Here is a 24,527-nt window from a genome sequence, read left to right as displayed (position 1 = left end):
GGTCTCCACCCGGATCGGTGAGGATGGTTGCAATCCGACGGCATCCCGACTACGTTCCCCGTCGAACCGCTTCGACAACCGGGTCGGCGGTTCGGCGGCCGTCCGCAGCGCGTCGACTCGCGCCGATGTCTGGCCGAGCAGGTGCCTGTCTTACCCCGTGCACCGAGGCGTGCGCGGGGCTCGTCCGCATAAGGGAGTGAGGACGCTCATGAACAGCTCCACCCCTCGAACCGGCCGGCTCGCCGACGTGGAGGTCGGCCGCCGTGGGTTCCTCGGGATGATCGCCGCGGGTGCCGCGGTCGTCGGTGTGCCGTCGCTGCTGTCCGCGTGCAGCGGCGGCGGGCAGGGCGGCGCCGCCGCGCCCTCCGCGCAGGCGACCGTGTCCGCGCAGATCCTGCCCGCGTACTACCCCGTGGAGTACGCGAAGCCCGACGTCCCGGGCGTCGACGGCTCGACGCCGGGGTACACGACCATCCCGGAGTCGTTCGTGCAGTCGGTCCCCGAGCCGCCGGGCACGGGCCTGACGTTCACCGCGATGACGCCCCTGTGGGGCACCATCCCGCCGGTCCAGGGCAACAAGTACTACGAGGCGGTCAACGGCGCGCTCGGCTCGACGATCGAGTTCCGCATCTCGGACGGCAACACGTACGGCGACAAGCTCGCGACCGTGCTCGCGTCCGCGAAGGACGTGCCGGACTGGGTGTGCGTCCCGACGTGGAACATCCCGCCGCGGTTCGGCTCGGAGATCGTGCCGAACCTGTTCCAGGACCTCACGCCGTTCCTCGCGGGCGACAAGGTCAAGGACTACCCGAACCTCGCGAACATCCCCACCGCCGCGTGGAAGTTCTGCGTGTTCAACGACCGCCTCTACGGCCTGCCGTTCCCGGGCGAGCTCATCACCGACGCGACCTTCTACCGCAAGGACCTCATCGAGGCCAAGGGCATCACCGTCGACGTGCGCTCGGCGCAGGACCTGCTCGACCTCGCGAAGGAGCTCACGGGCGGCAACGTGTACGGCGCCGAGGACCTGTGGATCACCGCGACCCAGATGTTCGCGGTGCCCCCCAAGTGGACGCTCGAGGGCGACACGCTCGTCAACCGCGTCGAGACCGAGGAGTACCGCGCCGCGCTCGAGTGGACCGCGAAGCTGTTCGCGTCGGGCGCCGTCCACCCCGACGCGGTCGCCGGCAACACGGGCGAGGCGAAGACCCGGTTCCAGGGCGGGCGCTCCCTCATCGCGAGCGACGGCCTGGGCGGCTGGCACGAGGCGCTGCGCGACAACCTGGGCGCGAACCCCGACTACTGGCAGCAGCCGTTCGCGCCGATCGCGGCCGACGGCGGCACGCCCGTGCTGTTCCAGGGCAACCCGGCGAACATCTTCTCCTTCCTCAAGAAGTCCGACGACGAGGCGCGCATCACCGAGCTGCTCGCACTCGCGAACGTCCTCGCCGCACCGTTCGGCACCACCGAGTTCGACGTCATCAACAACGGCGTCGAGGGGGTGCACTACACCAAGGACGACCAGGGCGTGCCCGTACCGACCGAGCTCGCGGCGACCGAGCTGCAGCCCACGTACATGTTCCTGGTGGACCCGCCGGTCGCGCAGGCACGCGTGCAGTACCCGGGCTTCGTCGAGGCGTACAGCACGTGGATGGCGGGCGCGGCGCAGTACGTGACCGAGCCGCTGTTCTTCGCGATGCAGATCGTCGAGCCGGCGCGCTACGCGTCGATCGGCCAGCCGTTCGTCGACCTCGAGAAGGACATCGTGCGCGGCCGCAAGAAGCTCACCGACCTCGATCCCGCGGTCGAGACCTGGAAGGCGTCGGGCGGCGAGGAGCTGCGCGCGTTCTACCAGGAGATCCTGGACCAGCTGTGACGGGTGCTCGACTCACGCAGGGTGCCGCCGCCGACGAGGCGGCGGCACCTGCGGACGGCCCGACGAGCGGCCCGACGAGCGGACCGGCCGCAGGGTCGGACGCATGGACGGCCGCCAGGACGCGGGCGCCGCGCGGCCCGCGGCGGCCGGGCACCAACGTGCCGCACCGTGCGGTCCCGTGGACCACCCGGCTGCGCCGCGACCGCTCGCTGCTGCTCATGACGCTGCCCGCGATCGTGCTCCTGGTCGTGTTCGCGTACGTCCCGATGCTCGGCAACGTCATCGCGTGGCAGGACTACTCGCCCTACCAGGGCTTCGTCGCGAGCCCCTTCGTCGGCTGGGACAACTTCGTGCGGGTGTTCGACAACCCGCTGTTCCTCGACGCGGTCGAGAACACGCTCGCGATCACGCTGTTCCAGCTCGTGTTCTACTTCCCGGTCCCGATCTTCCTGGCGCTCCTGCTCAACAGCGTCGTCTCGCCGCGCGTCCGCACGGTCATCCAGTCGATCGTCTACCTGCCCCACTTCTTCTCGTGGGTGCTCGTCGTGACGATCTTCCAGCAGATCTTCGGCGGCGCGGGGCTCATCAACCAGACGCTGCGCAACAACGGCGTCGACCACGCCGTGACGTTCATGACGAACCCGGACACGTTCCTGGTGCTCATCACGTCGCAGTCGATCTGGAAGGACGCCGGCTGGGGGATCATCATCTTCCTCGCCGCGCTCAGCACGGTGCCGCCCGAGCAGTACGAGGCCGCCGTCATGGACGGCGCGAACCGCTGGCGTCGCATGTGGCACGTGACGCTGCCCGCGCTGCGGCCCGTCATCGTCCTGCTGCTGATCCTGCGCCTCGGCGACGCGCTGACGGTCGGGTTCGAGCAGCTGATCCTGCAGCGCGACGCGGTCGGTGCGCAGGTGTCCGAGGTCATCGACACCTACGTCTACTACCAGGGTGTCATCTACGGGGACTGGAGCTTCGCGGCCGCCGCGGGGCTGGTCAAGGGTGTCGTGAGCCTCGCGCTCGTCCTCGGGGCGAACAAGCTCGCGCACGTGTTCGGTGAGGCGGGGGTGTACCAGCGCGCATGACGGGGACCGGTCCGGAGATCTCAGGTCAGGCGGCGGTGCTGCCACGCGACGTCGTCGACGACGCGCGTGGCAGGAGGCCGCGCCGGCCGCGCCGCAACAAGTACCGCGCCGTGTGGGAGGAACGCCCCTCGCTCGCGGGTCAGACGACGAAGGTCGTCGTCCTCACGCTGGTCGTCCTCGCGGTGCTGTTCCCGCTGTGGACCGTCGTCGTGACGAGCCTGTCGACCACGCAGGAGTCCATCGACGCGGGCGGGCTCGTCGTCGTCCCCGGGGACCTCACGCTGCGCGCCTACACGCAGATCCTGTCGGGTGGCGTCGTGACCCGGGCCGCGCTCGTGAGCGTCGGCGTCACCGCGGTGGGCACGGTCATCTCGGTGGTCGTGTCGGTGCTCGCCGCGTACGGCCTCTCGCGCCCGGGCTCGTTCGCGCACCGGCCGATCCTGTTCGTGTTCCTCGTGACCATGTTCTTCGGTGCGGGCATGATCCCGACGTACCTGCTGGTGAGCTCGCTCGACCTGATCGACACGTACTGGGCGCTGATCCTGCCCGGCGCGGTCTCGGCGTTCAACGTCCTGATCCTGCGCAACTTCTTCATGGGCATCGACAACGCGATCCTCGACGCGGCGCGCATGGACGGCGCGGGTGACTGGCGGATCCTGCTGCGGATCGTGCTGCCCATGTCGAAGGCCGTGGTCGCCGTCGTCGCGTTGTTCTACGGCGTGGGCTACTGGAACGCGTTCTTCAACGCGATGCTCTACATCAACGACAACACCAAGTGGCCGCTGCAGCTCGTCCTGCGCTCGTACGTGCTGCAGGGCGTGACCCTGCCGGGCTCGGGCACCGGGCAGGTGGACGTCGGCGCGGGCGCCGTCACGGGTATGCCCGTGAAGATGGCCGTGATGGTGCTCGCGGTGATCCCGATCCTCGTCGTGTACCCGTTCGTCCAGCGCCACTTCACCAAGGGCGTCATCTTCGGCGCCGTCAAGGGCTGAGGCGTCGCACGTGTCGGGCGGTGACCGGCTCCGGTTCACGGGCCCCGCGCGCCGGTGGGTCGAGGCGTTCCCCGTGGGCAACGGCCGGCTCGGCGCGATGGTGCACGGCGGGGTGCGCGACGCGCGCGTGCAGGTGAACGACGCGACCGCGTGGTCCGGCCACCCGGACGGGCCGGCGCGTGCGCTCGCGGACCTGCGCGCGCGCGGCGTGGGGCCGGGCACGCTCGCGCGGCTGCGCGACGCGGTCGCCGACGGCCGGCACGACGAGGCCGCCGCGCTCCTCGGGTCCCTGCAGGGGCCGTACGCGCAGGCGTACCAGCCGTTCGCCGACCTGTGGGCCGACGTCCTTCCCGACGACGGGGGCGCCGACGACGGTGCTGCCGACGACGGTGCTGCCGACGACGGGCGCGCCGCGGACTTCGTGTACCGCGGGCGAGCCCTCGACCTGCGCGACGGCCTCGTCACCGAGCGGCTCACGACCCCGCGTGCGGGGGCGCCGGGCGAGCTCGACGTGCGGTGGTTCGCGTCCGCGCCGGACGGCTGCCTGCACGGCCGCTGGCGCGCCACGGGCACGCGGTTCACGCTGGCGCTGCGCCTCGTGGGCGCCCATCCGGGTCCCGCGGCGGTCGAGACCGACGCGGTCGGCCTCGACGCGGTCGGCCTCGACGCGGGCGACCCGGACGCGGTCGGCCCCGACGTGGTCCGCGTGCTCGTCGAGCTGCCGTTCGACGTCGCGCCGCCGCACGAGCAGGTCGTGCCGGGCGTGACGCGGCACGGACCAGCCCGCACGCTCGTCGGCGCCGCGGTCCTGCGCGTCGCGAGCGACGGACGCCTGACGTCGGCGCGGGACGGCGTGCGCGTGACCGGCGCGACGTGGGTCGAGGCCGTCCTGGCGACCGCGACGACGTCCCGCTGGCCGGACCCGGGCCCGCTGCGGGCGCCGGGCGACGCGCTCGCCGACGCGACGCGCGCCGCGAGCGCCGCGCTCGCGCGGGGGACCGCGGACGGCGACCTGGCGGAGCGTCGGCACGTGGCCGACCACCGGGCGCTCGCGGACGCGACCACGCTGTCCTTCGGGGCTCCCGTGGACCTCGTCCTGCCCGACGCGATCGACGAGGTCCGCGGCGTGCCGCTCGCGCAGCGTGCGCAGGCGGCGTTCGCGTTCGGCCGCTACCTGCTCATGGCGTCGTCGCGGCCCGGTGCGCCGCCCGTGACGCTCCAGGGGCGGTGGATGGACGAGCACCGCCCGCCCTGGTCGAGCGCGTACACCCTGAACATCAACCTGCAGATGGCCTACTGGGCGGCGGAGCCGACCGGCCTCGGGGCGTGCGTCGGGCCGCTCGTCGACCTCGTGCGGCTGCTGGCGTTCCAGGGGACGGCGGTGGCGCGCGAGCTGTACGGCTGCGACGGCTGGGTCGCGCACCACAACAGCGACGTGTGGGGCTGGGCGCTGCCGGTGGGCCGGGGTCAGGGCGACCCGGCATGGGCGGGGTGGTGGATGGGCGGCGTGTGGCTGTGCCGTCACCTGTGGGACCGCTACGCCTACTCGCTGGACGAGGACGTGCTGCGCGAGGTGTGGCCGGTGCTGCGCGGTGCGGCCGCGTTCGCGCTCGACTGGCTGGTACCCGACGGCGCGGGCGGGCTGGTCCCGAGCCCGTCGTCGTCACCCGAGAACGAGCGACTCGTCGATGGCCGGCCGGTCGCGTTGTGCGCGGGTTCGACGATGGACGTCGCGCTGGTGCGCGACCTGCTGACGCACTGCCTCGAGGCGGTCGACGTGCTCGGGCTCGACGAGCCCTTGGTGCCGCGCTGGGCGGACGCGCTCGAGCGCCTGCCGCGTCCGGGTGCCGGTGCGGGCGGCCTGCTGCGCGAGTGGCCCGACGACGCGCCCGCGCGGGACCCGCACCACCGGCACCTCTCCCACCTCGTCGGGCTGTACCCGCTCGACGAGCTCCTCGGCGACACCGCACGGTCGCCGCGGGAGCACGCGTCCGGCCCCGCCGTGCCCGGGTCCGGACGTCACGTCGCCGAGGCGGCGCGCGCGAGCCTGGACGCGCGCGGCCCCGGGTCGACCGGGTGGTCGATGGCCTGGAAGGCCGCGTTGCGCGCGCGCCTCGGCGACGGTCCCGCGCTGGAGTCGGTGCTCGCGGACGCCCTCCTGCCGGCGCGCGGCGACGGCCCGACCGCTGGCGGTCTGCTGCCGAACCTGTTCTCGACGCACCCGCCGTTCCAGGTCGACGGCAACCTCGGGCTGGTGGCCGCGATCGCGGAGGCGCTCGTGTCCGCGACGCGTACGCGCGTGCGTGTCCTGCCCGCGCTGCCATCGTCGTGGCCCGACGGCGCGGTGGTCGGCGTCCGCGCGCCGGGTGCGCTGACGCTCGACGTGCGCTGGTCGGCGGGGCGGCTCGTCGAGGTGGTCCTGCACCCGGGGCGCGACGAGGAGCGCGAGGTCGAGCACGCGGGGACGGTCCGGCGGGTGCGGCTGCGCGCGGGCCGCGCGACGCGGCTCGGGCCGGGGCTGGTGGACCGTGCGGGCTGACGCGACGGGCTCAGGGCGCGGGCGGTGCCGCGCAGCTGCCGTGCTCGAGCAGCCGCGGGGCGAGCAGCCGTGTCTCGACGGCCATGGGGCGAGCCTGCCGGTCGACGGCCATCGCGACGGCGGTGCGGCCGATCTCGACGGACGGGATGTCGATGACGGACAGCGGGACGGGCAGGTGGGCGGCGAGCCGCGTCGGGCTCACCGCGAGCACGGAGACGTCCTCGGGCACGCGCAGGCCCTCGCGGGCGAGCGCGTCGAGCACCCCGGGCAGCGCGCCCTCGTTGTGCACGACGAACGCCGTGACGCCCTCGACCTCGGCGCGCGCGCGGGCGACGGCGGCCGCGGCCTGCGGGTAGGACTCCTCGAGCGGCACCACGGTGTGCCGCACGCCGAGGCGGCCCGCCTCCTCGCGGAAGCCCTCGATGATGCGCACGGCGTAGTTGGCGCTGCGCGCGATCGCGGCCTCGCTCGCGCCGAGCAGCGCGATGCGCTGGTGGCCGTGCTCGGTCAGGTGCCGTACGGCGAGCCGGCCCGCGGCCGTGAAGTCGAGGTCGACGCACGACAGGCCCTGCGAGTCGCTGGGCACGCCGATGAGGATCGAGGGCTGGCGCAGCGCGGCGAGCACGGGCAGCCGCGGGTCGTGGCGCTCGATGTCCATGAGGACGAGCGCGTCGACGCGCGACCCGGCGGCGAGCCGGTGCACGTCCGCGACGTCCTCGTCGGTGAGGACCAGCACGTCGTCGCCGTGCTCACGGGCCCCGGCGAGCACGCCCGCGACGATCTCCATGACGGTCGCGGAGTTCGTCTCGAGCGCGCGCAGCGGGACGACGAGCCCGAGCACGTTGGTCTGGTTGGTCGCGAGCGCGCGGGCGCCCGCGTGCGGGCTGAACCCGAGCTCGCGGATCGCGCGCTCGACGCGCGCGCGGGTGGCGGCGGAGATGGGCCGCTTCCCGGAGAGCACGTAGCTGACGGTGGACGACGAGACGCCGGCGAGCTTCGCGACGTCGGCGATCGTGGCCATGCGGCGGATCCTACCGATGCCGCGGGGCGCGGTGTCGAACGTCTTCATCGTGGATCTCGACTAATCGCTTCGATTCACCCGCTCGCGGCGTCCCCGCACCAAGGCACGCGCCGGACGCCCGGTTGTGGACGCCGGTGCTCGCGCGTGGCTAGCATCATCGACGACAGCGCGTTGAAGCGCTTCGACGATCGTCGGGCGCGATGCCGACCGACATCCTCGGCGCCCCACCACCCGGCCGCGTCACCCAGCCCAGGAGGACCGCGATGACCGCCCCCACCCGCCGCGGCCTCGCGTCCCTCACCGATCGTCCCGGCGGTCGCCGGCTGCTGTACGGCGCGGACTACAACCCCGAGCAGTGGTCGCGCGCCACGTGGCGCGAGGACGCCGCGCTCATGCGCGACGCGCACGTCTCGCTCGTGACCGTCGGGGTGTTCTCGTGGTCCGTGCTGCAGCCCGCCGAGGACGCGTGGGACCTCGACTGGCTCGACGAGGTCATGGACCTGCTGCACGAGCACGACGTCGCGGTCGACCTCGCGACCCCGTCCGCGTCGCCGCCGCCGTGGCTCGCTGCGCTGCACCCCGAGACATCGGCGGTCGACGCGCGCGGCGTGCGCATGTCCGTCGGGTCGCGCAACCACTTCTGCCCGAGCGCGCCCGCGTACCGCGCGGCCGCGTTGCGTGTCGCGACCACGCTCGTCGACCGGTACGCGGGGCACCCCGCGCTCGCGATGTGGCACGTCGGCAACGAGTTCGGCCAGGAGTGCTTCTGCGACCTGTGCGCCGCGCAGCTGCGCCGCTGGCTGTCCGCCCGGTACGGCGACGTGGACGCCCTGAACGACGCGTGGGGCACGGCGTTCTGGAGCCAGCGGTACCGCACGTTCGACGAGGTCGTGCCGCCGCGCGCCGCGCCCTACCTGCACAACCCCGCGCAGCTGCTGGACTGGCGGCGCTTCACGTCCGACCAGCTGCTGGCCCTGTACCGCGAGCAGGCCGCCGTGCTGCGCGCGGGCTCCGACGCGCCGGTCACCACGAACGCCATGGGCTTCTTCGGCGGCGTCGACCAGCACTCGTGGGCCGCCGACCTCGACGTCGTGTCCGACGACCACTACGGCGACCCGCAGGACCCGACGAGCCCGGCGCGCGCGGCGCTGACGCACGACCTGACGCGCGGGGTGGCCGGTGGTGCGCCGTGGCTGCTCATGGAGCAGGCGGCGGGGGCCGTGAACTGGCGCCCGCACAACGTCCCCAAGACGACCGCGCAGATGCTGCAGGACTCGTTGCGCGCGGTCGCGCACGGCGCCGACGGCGTCTGCTACTTCCAGTGGCGCCAGTCCGCCGCGGGCGCGGAGAGCTTCCACTCGGCGCTGCTCCCGCACGCCGGGCCGGACACGCACCTGCACCGGGCGGTCCGGGACCAGGGCCGCGTGCTCGCGCTGCTGGGCGACCTGGTGGGCACCCGCGTCCCGGCGCGCGCGGCCCTCGTCTTCGACTGGCCCGCGCTGTGGGCGGGCGGGCTGCCCGCGCGGCCGTCGGACCGTCTGGACGTCGTCGCGCAGCTCGAGGCGTACCACCGCCCCCTGTGGCGCGCGGGCGTCGCGACCGACGTCGTGCCGTCGGACGCGGACCTCGACGCGTACGACCTCGTCGTCGTCCCCGCCCTGCCGCTGGTCGCGGACCGGGCGGCAGCCGCGATCGCGCACGTCCCGCGGCGGGGCGGCGTGCTCCTCGTCGGGCCGTTCAGCGGCGTGCAGGACCCGACGACGCGCGTGCGGACGGGCCCGTTCCCGGGGCCCTGGACGGACGTGCTCGGCGTCGCGGGCGAGGAGTGGCGGCCGCTGCCCGACGCGGGCGTCGCGCTGCGCAGCGCGACGTACGGCGACCACCGGGCGCACGTGTGGTCGGAGCGGCTCGAGGCGCGGGACGCGCAGGTGCTCGCGACGTACGACGGGGCGGACCTGGCGGGCGCGCCCGCGGTGACCCGCCGCGTGCTGCCTGGCGGCGGCCAGGCCTGGTACGTCTCGACGCTCCCGGACCCGGCGGTCCTGGACCGTGTCGTGCTCGACTGCGCGGCCGCCGCCGGGGTGCACGGCCCGCTGCCGCTCGTCCCCGACGGCGTCGAGGTCGCGCAGCGCGGCGACCTCGTCCTCCTGCTCAACCACGCCGGCGACGAGCGGGCGGTCGAGCTCGCGCCGGGTGCGCGCGACCTGCTCGGCGTGCCCGTCCGCGACGGCGTCCTGCGTCTGCCCTCGGGCGGGGCGGCGGTCGTCGCGGGTGTCGCGTCGGCCCCGCCCGGCTGACCCGCCCCGCCCCGACACCACCCGTCGTCCTCGACGAGAGAGAGCACTGCGATGAAGTTCACCGACGGCTACTGGCTCCCGCTGCCGGGGGTGCAGGTGCTGCGCCCCCGCGACGTCGCCGACGTGCGGGTCGACGACGACCGGCTCACGGTGTGGTCCTCGACCGCACCGCTGACGACGCGCGGCGACACCCTCAACCGCCCGCTCGTCACGGTGACGTTCACCTCGCCGCTCGACGACGTGATCGGGGTGCAGGTCGACCACCACCGCGGCGGCACGGACCGCGGCCCGCGCTTCGAGGTCGCGGGCGGCACACCGGACCTCAAGATCACGCACGAGCCGGGCACGGGCACGGCCGAGGTGCGCTCCGGCGCGCTCACGGCGACCGTGCGCACCGAGGGCGCATGGGGCGTGCAGTTCTCCGGCGGCGGGCGCGTGCTCACGTCGTCGACCCCGCGCAGCATCGGCGTCGTGACCGACGCGGTGGGTGACGCGTACGTCCACGAGCAGCTCTCGCTGGGCGTCGGCGAGCACGTGTACGGGCTGGGGGAGAGGTTCGGACCGTTCGTCAAGAACGGCCAGAGCGTCGACATCTGGAACGCCGACGGTGGCACGGCGAGCGAGCAGGCGTACAAGAACGTGCCGTTCTACCTGTCGGACGCGGGCTACGGCGTGTTCGTCGACGACCCGGGGCGCGTGTCGTTCGAGGTCGGCACCGAGGTGGTCTCCCGGACGCAGTTCTCGGTCGCGGGCCAGACCCTGCGCTACTACCTGATCTACGGGCCGAGCCCCAAGGAGATCCTGCGCAAGTACACCGCGCTCACGGGCCGCCCGGCGCGCGTCCCCGCGTGGTCGTACGGGCTGTGGCTGTCCACGTCGTTCACCACGAGCTACGACGAGGCCACGGTCACGTCGTTCGTCGACGGCATGGCGGAGCGCGACCTGCCGCTGTCCGTCTTCCACTTCGACTGCTTCTGGATGCGCGAGTTCCACTGGAGCGACTTCGTGTGGGACCCGGCGACGTTCCCGGACCCGGTGGGCATGCTGTCCCGGCTCAAGGCCCGAGGCCTGCGCATCTGCGTGTGGATCAACCCGTACATCGCGCAGCGCTCGCGGCTGTTCGACGAGGGCAGGGACCGCGGGTTCCTGGTGACGCGCGCGGACGGCTCGGTGTGGCAGACGGACATGTGGCAGGCGGGCATGGCGCTCGTCGACTTCACCAACCCGGACGCCGTGGCGTGGTTCACCGGCTACCTGCGCGAGCTGCTGGGGCAGGGGGTGGACGCGTTCAAGACCGACTTCGGCGAGCGGATCCCGACGGACGTCGTGTGGCACGACGGCAGCGACCCGCACCGGATGCACAACTACTACACGCACCTGTACAACCGTGCGGTGTTCGAGCTGCTCGAGGCGGAGCGCGGTGAGGGCGAGGCGGTGCTGTTCGCCCGGTCGGCGACGGCGGGCGGCCAGCAGTTCCCGGTGCACTGGGGCGGGGACTGCGAGTCGACGTTCGAGTCGATGGCGGAGGAGCTGCGCGGCGGCCTGTCCCTCGCCGCGTCGGGGTTCGCGTACTGGAGCCACGACATCGGCGGCTTCGAGGGCCGGCCCGACCCGGCGGTGTTCAAGCGCTGGGTCGCCTTCGGGCTGCTGTCCTCGCACAGCCGCCTGCACGGCTCGGACTCCTACCGGGTGCCGTGGGCGTTCGACGACGAGGCGGTGGACGTCACGCGCACGTTCACCCACCTCAAGCACCGGCTGATGCCGTACCTCGCGGAGCTGGGGGAGCAGGCGCACGAGCAGGGCGTGCCGGTGATGCGCCCGATGGTCCTGGAGTTCCCGACCGACCGCGGCGCGGCCACGGTCGACACGCAGTACATGCTGGGCGACTCGCTGCTCGTCGCGCCGGTGTTCTCGGCCGAGGGCGACGTGGACGTGTACGTGCCGGACGGGACGTGGACGTCGCTGCTCGACGGGTCGCAGGTCACCGGCCCGCGGTGGGTGCGGGAGGAGCACGGCTTCAGCTCGCTCCCGCTGTACGTGCGGCCCGGCACGGTGCTGCCGTTCGCCGCGCACACCGACCGGCCGGACGGCGACTGGGCGGACGGCCTGACGCTGCGTCTGTTCGACCTGCCCGACGGTCACCGCAGCCGCACGCGCGTGCCGTCGTCGTCGGGCGGCGACCCCGTGTGGTTCACGGTCGAGCGGGTCGGGGAGCGCGTGCGCGTGGTCGCGCAGGGCACGAGCGCGCCGTGGCACGTCAGCGTGGAGCGCGGGCGCGAGTCGGGTGCGGTGACGGCGAGTGCGCCCGCGGGCGTCGCGGAGGTCGTCGTGGAGCTGGCCGCCCCCCGGGGCTGAGGACGTATCGTCTCTCGACGGGCGGCCGCTGCTGGTCCGACGGCCGCTCGTCGGGTATCGTAACGATTCGATCCCGCCGGAACCGGTTCCGGCGCCCGTCCTGCGCACCACCCGTACCGCCCCCGCCCGGTCACCGCGTGGGCGCGCCCAGCCACCGAAGGACCCAGCCATGACCACGACGCGTCCGTCCGGCCGCCAGTTCCCCGCCGACTTCCTGTGGGGCTCGGCCACCGCGTCCTACCAGATCGAGGGCGCCGTCGACGTCGACGGCCGGGGCCCGTCGATCTGGGACACGTTCTCCCGCACGCCCGGCAAGGTGCTGGGCGGCGACACCGGCGACGTCGCCGCCGACCACTACCACCGCGTCGAGCAGGACGTCGCGCTCATGGCCGAGCTCGGCCTCGAGGCGTACCGCTTCTCGCTGGCGTGGCCGCGCATCCAGCCGACGGGCTCGGGGGAGTTCAACGAGGCCGGCCTCGCGTTCTACTCCGACCTCGTCGACCGGCTCATCGCCGCGGGCATCAAGCCCGTCGTCACGCTGTACCACTGGGACCTCCCGCAGCCGCTCGAGGACGCGGGCGGCTGGGCCAACCGCGAGACCGCGCTGCGCTTCGAGGAGTACGCGCGCAAGGTCGCCGAGGTGCTGGGCGACCGCGTGCACCTGTGGACGACCCTCAACGAGCCGTGGTGCTCGGCGTTCCTCGGCTACGCGAGCGGCGTGCACGCCCCCGGCGTGACGGACGACGAGAAGGCGCTGCGCGCCGTGCACCACCTCAACCTCGCGCACGGCCTCGCCGCACGGGCGATCAAGGACGTGCTCGGCGAGGACACGCCCATCTCCATCACGCTCAACCTGCACGTGACGCGCGCCGCGAGCGACGACCCCGCGGACGTCGAGGCCAAGCGCCGCATCGACACCATCGCCAACGAGGTGTTCCTGCGCCCCGTGGTGGACGGCGAGTACCCCAAGGAGGTGTTCGCGGACACGGAGTCGATCACCGACTGGTCGTTCGTGCTCGACGGGGACCTCGACCTCATCAAGGTGCCGCTCGCCCTGCTCGGCGTGAACTACTACTCCACCGGCCGGGTCCGGTACGGCACGCCGCCGGTCGGCGACGGCAAGCCCGGCCCGGACGGCCACCGCTCGTCGGTCCACTCGCCGTGGGTCGGTGCGACCCACTCCGAGTGGCTCCCGCAGCCCGGCCCGCACACCGCGATGGGCTGGAACATCGAGCCCGAGGGTCTCGTCGAGCTGCTCGTCGAGCTGCACGAGCGCTACCCGAACCTGCCGCTCGCCGTCACCGAGAACGGCGCCGCGTTCTACGACACCGTCGACGAGGACGGTCGCGTGCACGACGTCGAGCGCGTCGCGTACCTGCACGACCACATCGACGCCGTCGGCGAGGCCATCGACAAGGGCGTGGACGTCGTCGGGTACTTCGTCTGGTCGTTCCTGGACAACTTCGAGTGGGCCTACGGCTACGACCGTCGGTTCGGTGTCGTGCGCGTCGACTACGACACGCTCGAGCGCACGGTCAAGGACTCGGGTCGCTGGTACGCCGAGCTCGTGCGCACCCGCACCATCCCGACGATCGAGTCGGCCGCGACGCTCTGACGTCGGCTCGACCCGGTCGAGCCACCTCGTCACCCCGAGCCACCCGTGCCCGGCGGCGCAGCACGCGCCGCCGGGCACGCTCGTCGTCGGGCTCGTCGTCGGGCTCGTCGTCGGGCTCGTCGTCGGGCTCGTCGTCGGGCTCGTCGTCACGATTCGTCGTCCCGTGCGCGCATCGGGGAGGATCGGCTCATGGCCCGCCGCTCGACCAAGCGCCCCTACGGCGCCGAGCACGTCCCGCTCGACGTGCACCGGGCCACGGGCGGGCGCACGGTCCAGGACGGACCGGACGGGGAGTGGGTCGTGCAGCGGGTGCGCGGCGGCGAGCGCGACTACCGCTGCCCGGGCTGCGACCAGCCGGTCCCCGCGGGCACGGCGCACGTCGTCGCGTGGCGGACCGACGACTGGCGCGGTGCCGGCGTCGAGGACCGGCGGCACTGGCACGCGGCGTGCTTCGAGGCGCGCGGCCGCCGCGGCCCGACGACGCGTGGCGCCGCCCGTCGCCCGACGAGGGGGGCGTGACGTGACCGCGGGCCCCGCCGCGACCTGGCCCACGCGCGCGCCGCGCCTGCTCGCGACCGACCTCGACGGCACGCTGCTCGACCCGGCGGGCGCCGTGTCGCCGCGGACGGCCGCCGCGCTGCGCGCCGCCGAGGACGCGGGGATCGAGGTGGTGTTCGTGACCGCGCGCCCGCCGCGCTGGCTCTCGGACCTCGCGTCGCACGTCGCCGGGCACGGCGTGGCGATCTGCGCGAACGGCGCCGCGGTCGTCGAGGTCGCCACCGGTCGCGTGCTCGCCGAGAACGGCATGCCCGCCACGCTCGTCGGCGCGCTCGCCCGCAGGCTGCGGGACGCGCTCGGGGAGGTGCACCTCGCGGTCGAGAGCGTGCACGGCTTCGCCGCCGAGCGCGGCTACGTCGACGCGCACGTGCTGCCCGAGCGGTACCCCGTCGCGGACCGCATCGAGGACGTCCTGACCGACTCGACGCTCAAGCTGCTCGTGCGCACGCGGGCCGACCACGGCACGGGGCACGCGACCGTCGTGCAGCGGGCGGTCGGCAGCGCGGCGCTCGTCGCCGACTCGGGTGCCGTGGGGCTCGGGGAGGTCAGCGCGCGCGGCGTGACGAAGGCGGGTGCGCTCGCCGCGTGGGCGCAGCAGCGTGGGGTGCGCGCGCAGGACGTCTGGGCGTGCGGCGACGCGCCCAACGACCTGCCGATGCTGGCGTGGGCGGGCCACTCGTTCGCGATGGCGAACGCGTACGACGAGGTGCGTGCCGGTGCACGGCACACGTGCCCCGCCAACGTCGACGACGGCGTCGCGGTGGTGCTCGAGCACGCCACCGCGCTGGTCCGGGGCCCCGCGCGCACGGCCGGGGGCACGGCATAGGCTCGTCGGGATGAGCACCACGACCCCGACCCCGGACCCGGCCACCGACGCAGGCGCGACCACCGCTGGTCCCACCCAGATCCGCTCCCTGACCGTCCTGCCCGCGTACCGCGAGGACGTCGAGCTGCACACGGCGGACGGGCTCACGCTCGTCGGCGAGCTCGCCCGCCCGCTCGGCCCGGACGGCGGACCCGCGACGCCCGCCGCGACGCTCGTGACGCTGCACCCGTTGCCCACGCACGGCGGCTACATGGACTCGCACGTGTACCGCAAGGCGGCCTGGCGGCTGCCCGCGCTCGCGGACCTCGCCGTGCTGCGGTTCAACACGCGCGGGACGTCGAGCCCGCGCGGCACCAGCGAGGGGTCGTTCGACGAGGGCCGGGGTGAGCGCTTCGACGTCGCGGCGGCGATCGAGTACGCGGAGTTCCACGACCTGCCGCGCCGGTGGCTCGTCGGCTGGTCGTTCGGCACGGAGCTCGCGCTCATGCACGGGCACGACCCGTCGGTCGAGGGCGCGATCCTGCTCTCGCCGCCGCTGCACCGCGCGAGCGACGCGGACCTCGACGCGTGGGCCGAGTTCGGCCGTCCGCTCGTCGTGCTCGTGCCCGAGCTCGACGACTACCTGCGTCCCGACGAGGCGCGCGCCCGGTTCGCGCGCGTGCCGCAGGCCGAGGTCATCGGCGTGGACGGGGCCAAGCACCTGTGGGTCGGCGAGCCGGCCGTGCGGCGCGTGCTCGACGAGGTGGTCGCGCACGTCCTGCCGGGGCACGCTCCGCTGCCGACGACGTGGGACGGGCCGTCGACGACCGCGACGACCGGGACGGGCACGCCCGTGGACGGTGCCGACGACGAGCGCGGCGACGCGCGCGAGGAGGACGCATGACGCTGCACGTGCTGCGGGACGGCGGGGACGACCTGGCGGTCGTGCTGCTGCACGGCTTCCCGCTCGACCACCGCATGTGGACCGCGGTCGCGGGACGCCTCACCGCGCCGCACCGCGTGCTCGCGGCCGACCTGCCGGGCGCGGCGGGTGCGGACGCGGACCTGCCGGAGCCGTCGGTCGAGGCCGCGGCGGACCGGGTCGCGGCCGAGCTCGCCGAGGCGGGGGTGACGCGCGCGGTCGTCGTCGGGCTCTCGATGGGCGGCTACGTCGCGCTCGCGCTCGCGGAGCGGCACGCGCCCCTCGTCGCGGCGCTCGGCCTGGTCGACACCAAGTCGACCGCGGACACGGCCGACGCGCGCGCCCACCGCCTGCGCATCGCCGACGAGGCGGAGTCGACGGGCACGGTCGACCCGGTCCGCGGCATGGCCACGACGCTCGTGGGTGAGTCGACGCGCGCCGCGCAGCCGGACGTCACCGCGCAGCTCGCTGCCTGGATCGACGAGCAGTCGCCCGGCGGTGTCGCGTGGGCGCAGCGCGCGATGGCGTCGCGGCCCGACCGCACCGACGTCCTCGCGGCGTTCGACGGCCCGGTGGTGGTGGTGGTCGGTGACGAGGACGCGGTGACGCCGGTCGCGGCGGCCGAGCACCTCGCCTCGTCGGCGCGCGACGCGCAGCTCGTCGTCGTGCCGCGCTCGGGCCACATGTCGGCGGTCGAGCAGCCCGGCGCGGTCGCGGCCGCCCTCGACGACCTGGTGCAGCGGGCGGTGTCGTCCTGACGCCGTCGACGCCGGGCCCGCTCAGCCCTCCGTGCGCAGCCGCGCGAGCGCGTCCTTCATGTCGATCGACTCGCCGTCCTTGCCGCCCGCACCGATGACGAGCGGCGGGTCGGACGGCTCGGGGCGCACGCCGCGCAACCGGCCGACGACGCTCGGGGGAGTGCGCAGCACGTAGAACTCGCCGTCGGTGTCGATCGCGACGGTCTCGTCGAACCGCAGGTACCAGCCGTGCAGCGGCGTGCGGTAGCGGGCACGGCCGTCGTACGTGCGCACGCGCAGCGGCTCGGGCTGCGGGCCGTGCTCACGCGCGTGCGCGAGGAACTCGGTGATCATCGCGCGGGCCTGCGCGGACTCCGACTCGCGCCGCTGGCGCAGCGCCTCCGCGTGCGCGTGCGCGGCCTCACGGCGTTCGGCGCGCCAGCGCGCGGCGTCGGTGTCGCTCATGACCGTCCTGATCGGTCGTCGGGCGCCCGGACCTGAGGGTCCGGGCGGTCGTCCTGCGTCCGACGAGGTGTCCGTCCGACGCGGGACGGCGGCCGGCCCGGTCGGGACGGCCGCCGCTGCGGCGTCAGCGCGAGCCGACCTGCTCGTCGTCCGCGTCGCTGCGTGCCTCGTCGTCGTGCTGCGCGGCGGCCGCGTCGTCGGCCTGCTCGGCCGCGCCGTCCGGGGCGTCCTGCGGGCGCTCGCCGTCGGCCTCGGCCTCGGCGACCCCGTCGGTCTGCCCGTCGCCCTGAGCCGTGGCCTGGGCGTCGACCTGCTCCGCGGGCGCGGAGCCGCCCTGCTCCTCGGCGGCGTCCTTGTTCGGCTCGTCGGCCGGCTCCGGCGCGGGGTCGTCGACCGCGACCGGTGCGGGTGCGGCGGACAGCGGCGCCGGCCGCGACTTCGCGCGCGCCTTCGCCGCGGGCCGGGCGGGGGCCGGGGACTTCGCCGCCGGGGGCGCCGTGCGCTCCGTCGCCGCGGGCGTGGCCGACGCAGCCGCTGCGGTCGCCGTCGCTGCGGGGCCGTTGGCCGCCGCGAACTCGGCCTCGGCGCGCCGCGCCCGCTCGACCGACGCGCTCGTGGGCTCGCTGCCCAGCAGGCCGCGCAGCTCGTCGAGGTACGTCGTGATCGACTCCCGCTGCCGGTTGAGGTCCTCGACCTGGCGTGCCGCGGTCGTCCGCTCGCGCTCGGACTCGGTCATGGCCTCCGAGATCTGCTTCTCGGCGTGCTCGCGCGCCTCCGCGACGACCTTGTCGGCGTTGCGCCGCGCGTTCGCGAGCAGCTCCTTGGCGTGCGTCTCGGCGTCCACGCGGACCTTCTCGGCGTGCACGAGCGCCTTGGCGACCCGCTCCTCGGCGTCGGCCGCGTGCGCCTCGGCGTCCCGCACGAGACGCTCGGTCTCGGCGCGCGCGGCGTCGTGCCGGGCCGCGTCCTCGCGCTCGCTCGCCTCGCGGCGCGACGCGATCTCCAGCTCGGCGTCCGCGAGGCGCTGCTCGGCCTCGCGGACGAGCTCGTCGGCGCGCGCCTTGGCGTTCGCGAACGTCTCGCCCGCGGAACGACGCGCCTCGGTGAGGACACGCTCGGTGTCGAGGCGCGTCTGCTCGCGCTGCTCGCGCGTCTCGCGCTCGGTCGTCGCGCGCAGCTCCGCGGCCTCGCGCGTCGTCGTCTCGCGCAGCTCGGCGGTCTCCCGCTCGGTGCTCTCGCGCAGGTGCGTGGTCTCGGACGCGACGCGCTCGCGCAGCTCGGCGGCCTCGCGCTCGGCCGCGGCGCGGACCTCCGCCGCGTACTGCTCGGCCTCGGTGCGGGCGAGCACGACCTCCTGGTCGGCCTGCTGGCGCAGCGCCGCGACCTCGTCGTTCACGCTCGCCCGCAGCTCACCCGTCTCCCGGTCGGCCTGGGCGCGCACGAACGCCGAGTACTGGTCCGCCTCGGTGCGCAGCGCCGCGACCTCGGCGGCGACGCGCTGCTGGAGCGCGGTGGCGTCGCGCTCCGCCGCGGCACGCGTGCTGTCGGCGAACTCCTGCGCCTGCGTGCGCAGCGTGGTCGCCGCGTTCTCGGCCTCCTGCCGCACCTGCGCGGCCTCGACCGCGACGGTCGCGCGCAGCTCGGCGGAGTACCGCTCGGCCTCCGCCCGCAGCGCCGCGGCCTCGGCCTCGGTGCGCGTGCGCAGGTTCGTCGTCTCCTCGTCGGCCGTCTGCCGCAGGTCCTGCGCGTACCGGTCGGCCTCGTCGCGCAGCGCGGTCGTCTCGGCCTCGGTGCGTGCGCGCAGCTCGCTCGCGGTGCGCTCGGTCGCCACACGCAGCTGCGTCGCCTCGTGCTCGACCGTCGCGCGCAGCGTCCCGAGCTCGCGCTCGAGCGTCGTGCGGCGCTCCGACTCCTCGGTCGTGATGGCGCTCTGGATGCGGGCCGCCTCGCGCTCCGCGGACCCGACGAGCTCCTCGGCCCGGCGCTGTGCGGCGACGAGCGTGCTCTCCGCCTCGGTCGCGGCGGTCGAGCGGACCTCCTCCGCCTCGCGGCGCGCGGTCGCGAGCAGCTCGGCGACCTCGTTCTCGGCGCGGGCGCGCAGCTGGCCGGCGGAGAGCTTGGCCCGCGCGAGCGCGTCCGCGGCCTGCGCGTTGGCCTGCGTGACGACGTCGGACGACTGCTCCTCGGCGGACCGCAGGAGCTGCTCGATCCGCGAGCCCAGGCCGGAGTACGTGGGCCGCTCGGCCTCGCGCAGCTGACGGTGCGCCTCGGACAGCTCGCCCGCGATCTGCAGGGACTTGGAGTCGAGGGCCTCGACCTGGGCGCGGGTGTCCGCGAGCGCCTGCTCGAGGCTCGCGATCCGGGCGTCGACGGCCTCACGCTCGTACCCGCGGAAGTTGACGACGGGGAACTGCGGCCGGGCTTCGGGCACGAGACTTCCTCCTCGGTGGCGTGGGCCGGGCTGATGGCGATGTCGCCGAGCCGCCGGCGCGCGTGGACGGCGGCTCCGGGCCCTGCGCCAGGATAGTGGCTGCGGTCGGGGTGCCGGTGGTCGGCCTGGTGACGGGTCCGGTGCCCGGCTCGCGCTCGGCCCCGGGGGCGGCCCCGGTGCCCGCGCCCGGGGGCGGGCAGGTGTCGCCGTCGTGTGCACAGGATGTGCAGGTCGTCGTCAGTGGTGCCCGGAATGCCCGGATATGCCCGGTCATGTCGTCGCTGTTCGCGGTCCTGCGCCTATCCTGGGCGTCTCCGCCCGAGAGGACTGTGCGTGCGCAAGCGAGTGATCACGGCCGCCGCCGGCGTCGTCGGACTGGTCGTCATCGGCCTCGGTGTCGCATCGGCGACGGTGTGGCGTGCCGACGACGTGATGGTCGCGACGACGACCGCGTCGTCGCACGTCGTCGTCACCGACCCCGGCGTCCTCGAGCTCGGCGGCGACCCCGCGACCGTGCGGGTGACGGCCTCCGACGGCGGCGAGGTCGTCGTCGTGGTGGGCCGCGACACCGACGTCGACGGGTGGGTCGGCTCCGACGCCTACACGCGCGTCACGGGGCTGTCGGCCTGGGACCGCCTCGCGACGACGACGGGCGAGCCGGACCCGGCAGCCGTCCCCACCGACGCGCCGACTCCCGCACCGACTCCCGCGTCGACGCCCGCCGCGACCGGGTCCCCGAAGGCTGCCGCGACCGCGGCCGCGACTAGCGCCGCCTCGTCGGCGGCGTCCGCCGCGCCGACCGGGAAGGCGACCGCCGACGCGAAGGCTCCCGCCGCCCCCACGCAGGCCAGCCCGGCGGGCAACGACAACTGGGTGGCGCAGGCGACGGGCGACGGCAGCGCCGAGCTCGTGTGGCCCGCGCAGCCGGGACGGTGGAGCCTGCTCGCGGTGAGCCGCGGCGAGGTCGAGCCGACCCTCGAGATCTCCTGGCCCCGCGTCGTGACGACCCCGTGGCTGTGGCCGTGCGTGGTCGTCGGTGCGCTGCTCGTCGCGGCGGCCGGGGTCGTCCTGCTGCGTGACTGGTCCTCGCGCCGCACCGGCAGCTGGGAGCCGGTGCACACCGGCAGCGTCCCGGTGGCCGCGGCCGAGGGGCAGCCGCTCACCCGCCGCCAGATCCGCGAGGCGCAGGAGGCGGCCCGGTCCGGCCGGCCGCCCACCGGGGGCGTCCCACGCGTGACCGGCCCGCAGCAGACGGTCCACCCCCCGCACGAGGAGGGCCGCCACTCCGCGACCCCCGCCCTGACGCCGATCCCGCCGCTCACCCACGGGCCTGCCACCGCAGGGTCCGCTGCCCCTGGCGCCGCGACCGTGACGCGTCCCGACGACGCGCGCACGGCCTCGTCGGCGCCCGTCAGCTCGTCCGCCGCGGCGTCGGCGCCGGAGGCGACCACCACCGGCGGTCCCGAGGGCAGGGCGGCCGCGACCATGGCGATCGGCCCCGCGGCAATCGGCCCCGCGGCACCGTCCGGGGACCAGCGTCCGCCGAGCCGTCGCGCGCTGCGCGGCAGCTCGACGCCCACCTCGGCGATCCCCGTCGTCCACGACACCGCGAGCGCCGCCCCGCCAGCTGCGCCCACGTCGCGCCCCGCCGGCCCCGGGCCGTCCGCCCCGCAGCCGCCCCGGCCCGGCGCGAACCCGCCACGGTCGACGCCCGGCGCGCGCCCCGGCCGGCCCGCGCCGGTCGCGGCGACGGGCTACCCGGTCGGCGCTCCGCCGTCGTCCTCGGCGACGTCGCCCACCGCCGGGCGACCGGGCCACGCGGGTGCGCCGAGCGCTCCGGCCCCGAACGCCCAGTCTCCGAACGCTGCCGCTCCGGCCCCGTCCGGTGCGGCCGCCGCGGACCACGCCGGCCGGACCCGCCCGTCGTGGCTCGGCGCCCGGACCCCCGCGGGCCCGACCGCTCCCACCGGTGCGGTCAGCCCGCCCGCCCCGACGTCCCCGTCGGGCGCCGGGCCGGTGCTGCCGAGCCCCGGCGGCTGGGTCCCGCACACGCCCACCGCACCAGGCCCCGACGCGGGGACGGAGCCCGCCGACGAGCGGGCAGGCGAGACGGCAGGGTCGCGCGCCGACGCGTGGCGCCGGGCGTGGGGCCTGCCGGCCGCACCGGGCACGGACGACGAGGGCGCGCAGCCGCAGGAGGGACAGCGATGACCGCACGACGGACGTCCGCGCCTCGTCGACTCGTCGGCGTCACCGCCATGGCGACGCTCGCGTTGCTCGTCGGCGCGTGCGCGCCCGAGCTCCCGCAGCCCGCTGCGCCGGCCGCCCCCGCGGTGGCCCCGGCCGCGCTGTCCGTGCCGCAGTCCGAGCGCGTGCTGAGCGCGCTGGGCGACGTGCTCTCGACCGCCGACGAGAAGCTGGATGCCGCCGCCCTCAAGCCGCGCGTCGAGGGCCCGGCGCTGTCCATGCGCACCGCGGAGTACGTGCGCGCGTCGGCGACCGACGGCGCCAAGCAGCCGACGTCCTTGCCGACGTCGGCCCTCGCGATGGTGGTGCCGCAGACGACGGCGTGGTCGCGCACGCAGCTCGTCGTGACCGAGCAGCCCGAGGACCTGCAGGCCCAGCGCATCCTCGTCCTGAGGCAGGACGCACCCCGTGCGGTGTACAAGCTGTGGGGCTGGGCGCGGCTCATGCCCGGCGCGCAGATGCCGGCGACGGCGCCTGCGGACGAAGGGTCCGAGGAGCTCGCGGCCGACGACGACAGCCTGACGATGACGCCCGCCGAGGCGCTCGAGCGCTTCATGGACGTCACGGCGAACGCCGACGCCTCGGAGTACGCCGAGCAGTTCGCGGACAGCCCGCTGGTCGACGAGATGGCGAAGGTCCGCGCGCAGGACCGCTCGTCCATGGGCAAGGTCGGCGAGGCCGCGACGAGCTACGCGGTGGACCCGGTGCCGGTGGCGTCGCTGCGCACGGTCGACGGGGGCGCGATCGTCACGGGTTCGTTCACCGCGGTCGCGCGCATGACGATCACGGGTGAGGGCTCGTCGCTCCCGCTCTCGGACCCGTTCTACGCAGCGCTCGCGGGAACGAGCACGGCGACCAAGGAGTTCAAGCGCACGTACACGGGCGTCGTCGTCCTGTACGTGCCCCCGTCGGGCTCGGACGCGCAGGTGCGCGTGCTCGCGGGCGAGCTCGTGGTGACGGCGGCGACCGCTTCCTGACAGGATCGCGTCGTCCGTGGGCGACGCGTGGCGGACACAGGCACGACGAAGGACGACGCGATGGCACTGAACGACCCCCAGGGACCCCGGCTCGACGCGAGGGGGGCCGTCGACCTGTCTGCCCTCGCGAAGCCGACCCCGCCGCCCGGCACGCCCGGCGGGCTGCCGACGCCCGGCGCGTACGTCGTCGACGTCGACGAGGCGTCGTTCCCCGAGCTGGTGCGCCACTCGACCCAGTACCCGGTCCTGGTGGTCCTGTGGGCGACGTGGTCCGAGGCCAGCCAGCAGGTCGTCGCGGACCTGGCCGCGCTGGCGGACGAGGACGGGGGCCGGTGGCTGCTCGCCCGGGTCGACCTCGACGCGAACCCGCAGATCGCGCAGGCGTTCGGGGCGCAGTCGGCCCCGATGGTCGCGGCGGTGCTGGCAGGGCAGCCCGTCCCGCTGTTCCACGGTCCGGCGCCGCGCGAGCAGATCCGCCCGGTGATCGACCAGGTCCTGCAGGCCGCACAGGCGAACGGCCTGACCGGGACGGTGACGCCGCGCGAGGTGTCGCAGGAGGAGCCCGAGCCCGAGCTGCCGCCGCTGCACCAGGCGGCGTACGACGCGATCGAGCGCGACGACCTCGAGGCGGCGAGCGCCGCGTACGAGCAGGCGCTGCGGGAGAACCCGCGCGACCACGACGCGCGTGCGGGACTCGCGCAGGTGGGGCTGCTGGCCCGCACACGTGACGCGGACCTCGGCGCGGTGCGAGCAGCCGCGGCGGACCGCCCGACCGACGTGGACGCGCAGCTCGCGGTCGCGGACCTCGACGTGCTGGGCGGGAAGGTGGGCGACGCGTTCGAGCGCCTGGTCGACCTCCTGCGTGCGACCGCGGGCGACGACCGCGAGCGGGTCCGGGTCCGGCTGGTCGAGCTGTTCGACGTCGTCGGCGGCGAGGACCCTCGCGTCGTGGCCGCCCGCCGCGCCATGGCGAGCGCCCTGTACTGACGAAGCACCGACGGCGACGCGGACCATGCCGCGAGCTGGCCAGGCGCAGACGAGCCGACGAGCCTGACCCGCCGGCGCCGTCCGAGCGCGATGCCGGACGGACGCGGGCCCGACCCGCTCGTCATCCGGACACGAGGCCGGCCCCCACTGCGGGGGCCGGCCTCGTGCATGCGGGACGCTCCTGGCGCGCGACCGCTCATCGACCCGTCGGGTCATCGCGCGCGACGAGTCGCTCCGAGCACGCCGAACGGCCGCCGACCGTGCCGTGCTGGCCCCTCGGGGCCGCCGCAGGGTGCCGGATCCGCATGATCATGGGCATCCGCGCGCGGTGACCGGCGTCACGCAGCCGCGGATTTGATCTCCGCGCCATCCGCTGCGTAATGTTCTCGATGTCGCCCGGCAGGGAGGAACGGACACCGCGGATCGAACCGCGATGGCTGGTCCCGCAGGTGACGCCCCCCGGAGCTCCTCGAGCCGACGACCATGTCGCCGGCACTGAGAGGCGCGCCGGCCGTGGGCCCGACCGATCAACGAACCGCTGACAAGCGGTTTGACGAGAGGATCCGGATCCGCTAAGTTAGAGAGGTTGCCTCCGGGCCGGATCGAAAGATCACGAAC

17 protein-coding genes are annotated in these 24,527 nt (G+C 75.0%); 14 read left to right on the top strand and 3 right to left on the bottom strand.

All coding sequences use genetic code 11. The features are described 5' to 3' along the window. Positions 1-208: 208 nt before the first annotated feature. From CUD01_RS10695 to CUD01_RS10680, 4 genes are all read left to right on the top strand, one after another. Positions 209-1,876 carry a type 2 periplasmic-binding domain-containing protein gene (locus tag CUD01_RS10695; protein WP_141320975.1) on the top strand — a complete coding sequence of 556 codons (1,668 nt, stop codon included), beginning with the start codon at positions 209-211 and terminating at the stop codon, positions 1,874-1,876. A 158-nt stretch (positions 1,877-2,034) separates the two neighbouring features. Beyond that, positions 2,035-2,961, top strand: a complete 927-nt coding sequence (locus CUD01_RS10690) for an ABC transporter permease (protein ID WP_094182034.1) — start codon at positions 2,035-2,037, stop codon at positions 2,959-2,961. Beyond that, entirely contained in the window at positions 2,958-3,953 is a 996-nt protein-coding gene (locus CUD01_RS10685) for a carbohydrate ABC transporter permease (protein ID WP_094179444.1), read from the top strand. Before CUD01_RS10690 ends, CUD01_RS10685 begins: the two co-directional genes overlap by 4 nt. 10 nt (positions 3,954-3,963) lie before the next feature. After that, a complete protein-coding gene (locus tag CUD01_RS10680; protein ID WP_141320973.1) occupies positions 3,964-6,492 on the top strand; it encodes a glycosyl hydrolase family 95 catalytic domain-containing protein in 2,529 nt (842 codons plus the stop codon). A gap of 10 nt (positions 6,493-6,502) precedes the next feature. Here the strand turns inward: CUD01_RS10680 and CUD01_RS10675 are convergent, their stop codons facing one another. Then, positions 6,503-7,513 carry a LacI family DNA-binding transcriptional regulator gene (locus CUD01_RS10675; RefSeq protein WP_141320971.1) on the bottom strand — a complete coding sequence of 337 codons (1,011 nt, stop codon included), beginning with the start codon at positions 7,511-7,513 and terminating at the stop codon, positions 6,503-6,505. Between the two features lie 263 nt (positions 7,514-7,776). On the opposite strand from CUD01_RS10675, the gene CUD01_RS10670 reads away from it, so the two are divergent. The 7 genes from CUD01_RS10670 (at position 7,777) to CUD01_RS10640 (ending at position 16,823) form a co-directional block, all read left to right on the top strand. Further along, positions 7,777-9,810 carry a beta-galactosidase gene (locus CUD01_RS10670; protein WP_141320969.1) on the top strand — a complete coding sequence of 678 codons (2,034 nt, stop codon included), beginning with the start codon at positions 7,777-7,779 and terminating at the stop codon, positions 9,808-9,810. Between the two features lie 51 nt (positions 9,811-9,861). Further along, positions 9,862-12,165: an alpha-xylosidase gene (gene yicI / locus CUD01_RS10665; RefSeq protein WP_141320967.1), complete on the top strand. Its 2,304-nt coding sequence runs from the start codon at positions 9,862-9,864 to the stop codon at positions 12,163-12,165. A gap of 169 nt (positions 12,166-12,334) precedes the next feature. Further along, a complete protein-coding gene (locus CUD01_RS10660) occupies positions 12,335-13,780 on the top strand; it encodes a GH1 family beta-glucosidase (protein WP_141320965.1) in 1,446 nt (481 codons plus the stop codon). Positions 13,781-13,969: 189 nt separating this feature from the next. Continuing rightward, positions 13,970-14,299, top strand: a complete 330-nt coding sequence (locus CUD01_RS10655) for an Rv1322 family protein (protein WP_141320963.1) — start codon at positions 13,970-13,972, stop codon at positions 14,297-14,299. A gap of 1 nt (position 14,300) precedes the next feature. Then, positions 14,301-15,164: an HAD family hydrolase gene (locus CUD01_RS10650; protein WP_141320961.1), complete on the top strand. Its 864-nt coding sequence runs from the start codon at positions 14,301-14,303 to the stop codon at positions 15,162-15,164. A gap of 10 nt (positions 15,165-15,174) precedes the next feature. Continuing rightward, a complete protein-coding gene (locus tag CUD01_RS10645) occupies positions 15,175-16,047 on the top strand; it encodes an alpha/beta hydrolase (RefSeq protein WP_232514594.1) in 873 nt (290 codons plus the stop codon). Then, a complete protein-coding gene (locus CUD01_RS10640; RefSeq protein WP_141320959.1) occupies positions 16,044-16,823 on the top strand; it encodes an alpha/beta fold hydrolase in 780 nt (259 codons plus the stop codon). Before CUD01_RS10645 ends, CUD01_RS10640 begins: the two co-directional genes overlap by 4 nt. 21 nt (positions 16,824-16,844) lie before the next feature. Here CUD01_RS10640 and CUD01_RS10635 read toward each other — a convergent pair whose 3' ends face one another. Both CUD01_RS10635 and CUD01_RS10630 read right to left on the bottom strand, forming a co-directional pair. After that, positions 16,845-17,267, bottom strand: coding sequence for a hypothetical protein (locus CUD01_RS10635; protein ID WP_141320957.1), 423 nt, complete (start codon positions 17,265-17,267; stop codon positions 16,845-16,847). A gap of 124 nt (positions 17,268-17,391) precedes the next feature. Beyond that, positions 17,392-19,698 (bottom strand): hypothetical protein, encoded by a 2,307-nt coding sequence (locus CUD01_RS10630; protein WP_141320955.1) that lies wholly within the window; start codon positions 19,696-19,698, stop codon positions 17,392-17,394. Between the two features lie 333 nt (positions 19,699-20,031). Here CUD01_RS10630 and CUD01_RS16575 point away from each other — a divergent pair, with 333 nt between their 5' ends. From CUD01_RS16575 to CUD01_RS10615, 3 genes are read left to right on the top strand one after another with little or no spacing between them, the layout of a single operon-like run. Then, the gene (locus tag CUD01_RS16575; protein ID WP_166772132.1) at positions 20,032-21,909 is read left to right on the top strand and encodes a hypothetical protein; all 1,878 of its coding nucleotides are present in this window, start codon (positions 20,032-20,034) and stop codon (positions 21,907-21,909) included. Then, positions 21,906-22,922, top strand: coding sequence for a DUF8094 domain-containing protein (locus tag CUD01_RS10620; protein ID WP_141320953.1), 1,017 nt, complete (start codon positions 21,906-21,908; stop codon positions 22,920-22,922). Before CUD01_RS16575 ends, CUD01_RS10620 begins: the two co-directional genes overlap by 4 nt. A gap of 60 nt (positions 22,923-22,982) precedes the next feature. Continuing rightward, positions 22,983-23,909, top strand: coding sequence for a tetratricopeptide repeat protein (locus tag CUD01_RS10615; protein WP_141320951.1), 927 nt, complete (start codon positions 22,983-22,985; stop codon positions 23,907-23,909). Positions 23,910-24,527 lie beyond the last annotated feature (618 nt).

The sequence above is a fragment of the Cellulomonas uda genome (assembly GCF_006538705.1).
Taxonomy (GTDB): domain Bacteria; phylum Actinomycetota; class Actinomycetes; order Actinomycetales; family Cellulomonadaceae; genus Cellulomonas; species Cellulomonas uda.
The sequence above is the reverse complement of the archived record's forward strand: the minus strand, read 5'-3'. Positions and strand labels throughout refer to the sequence as shown.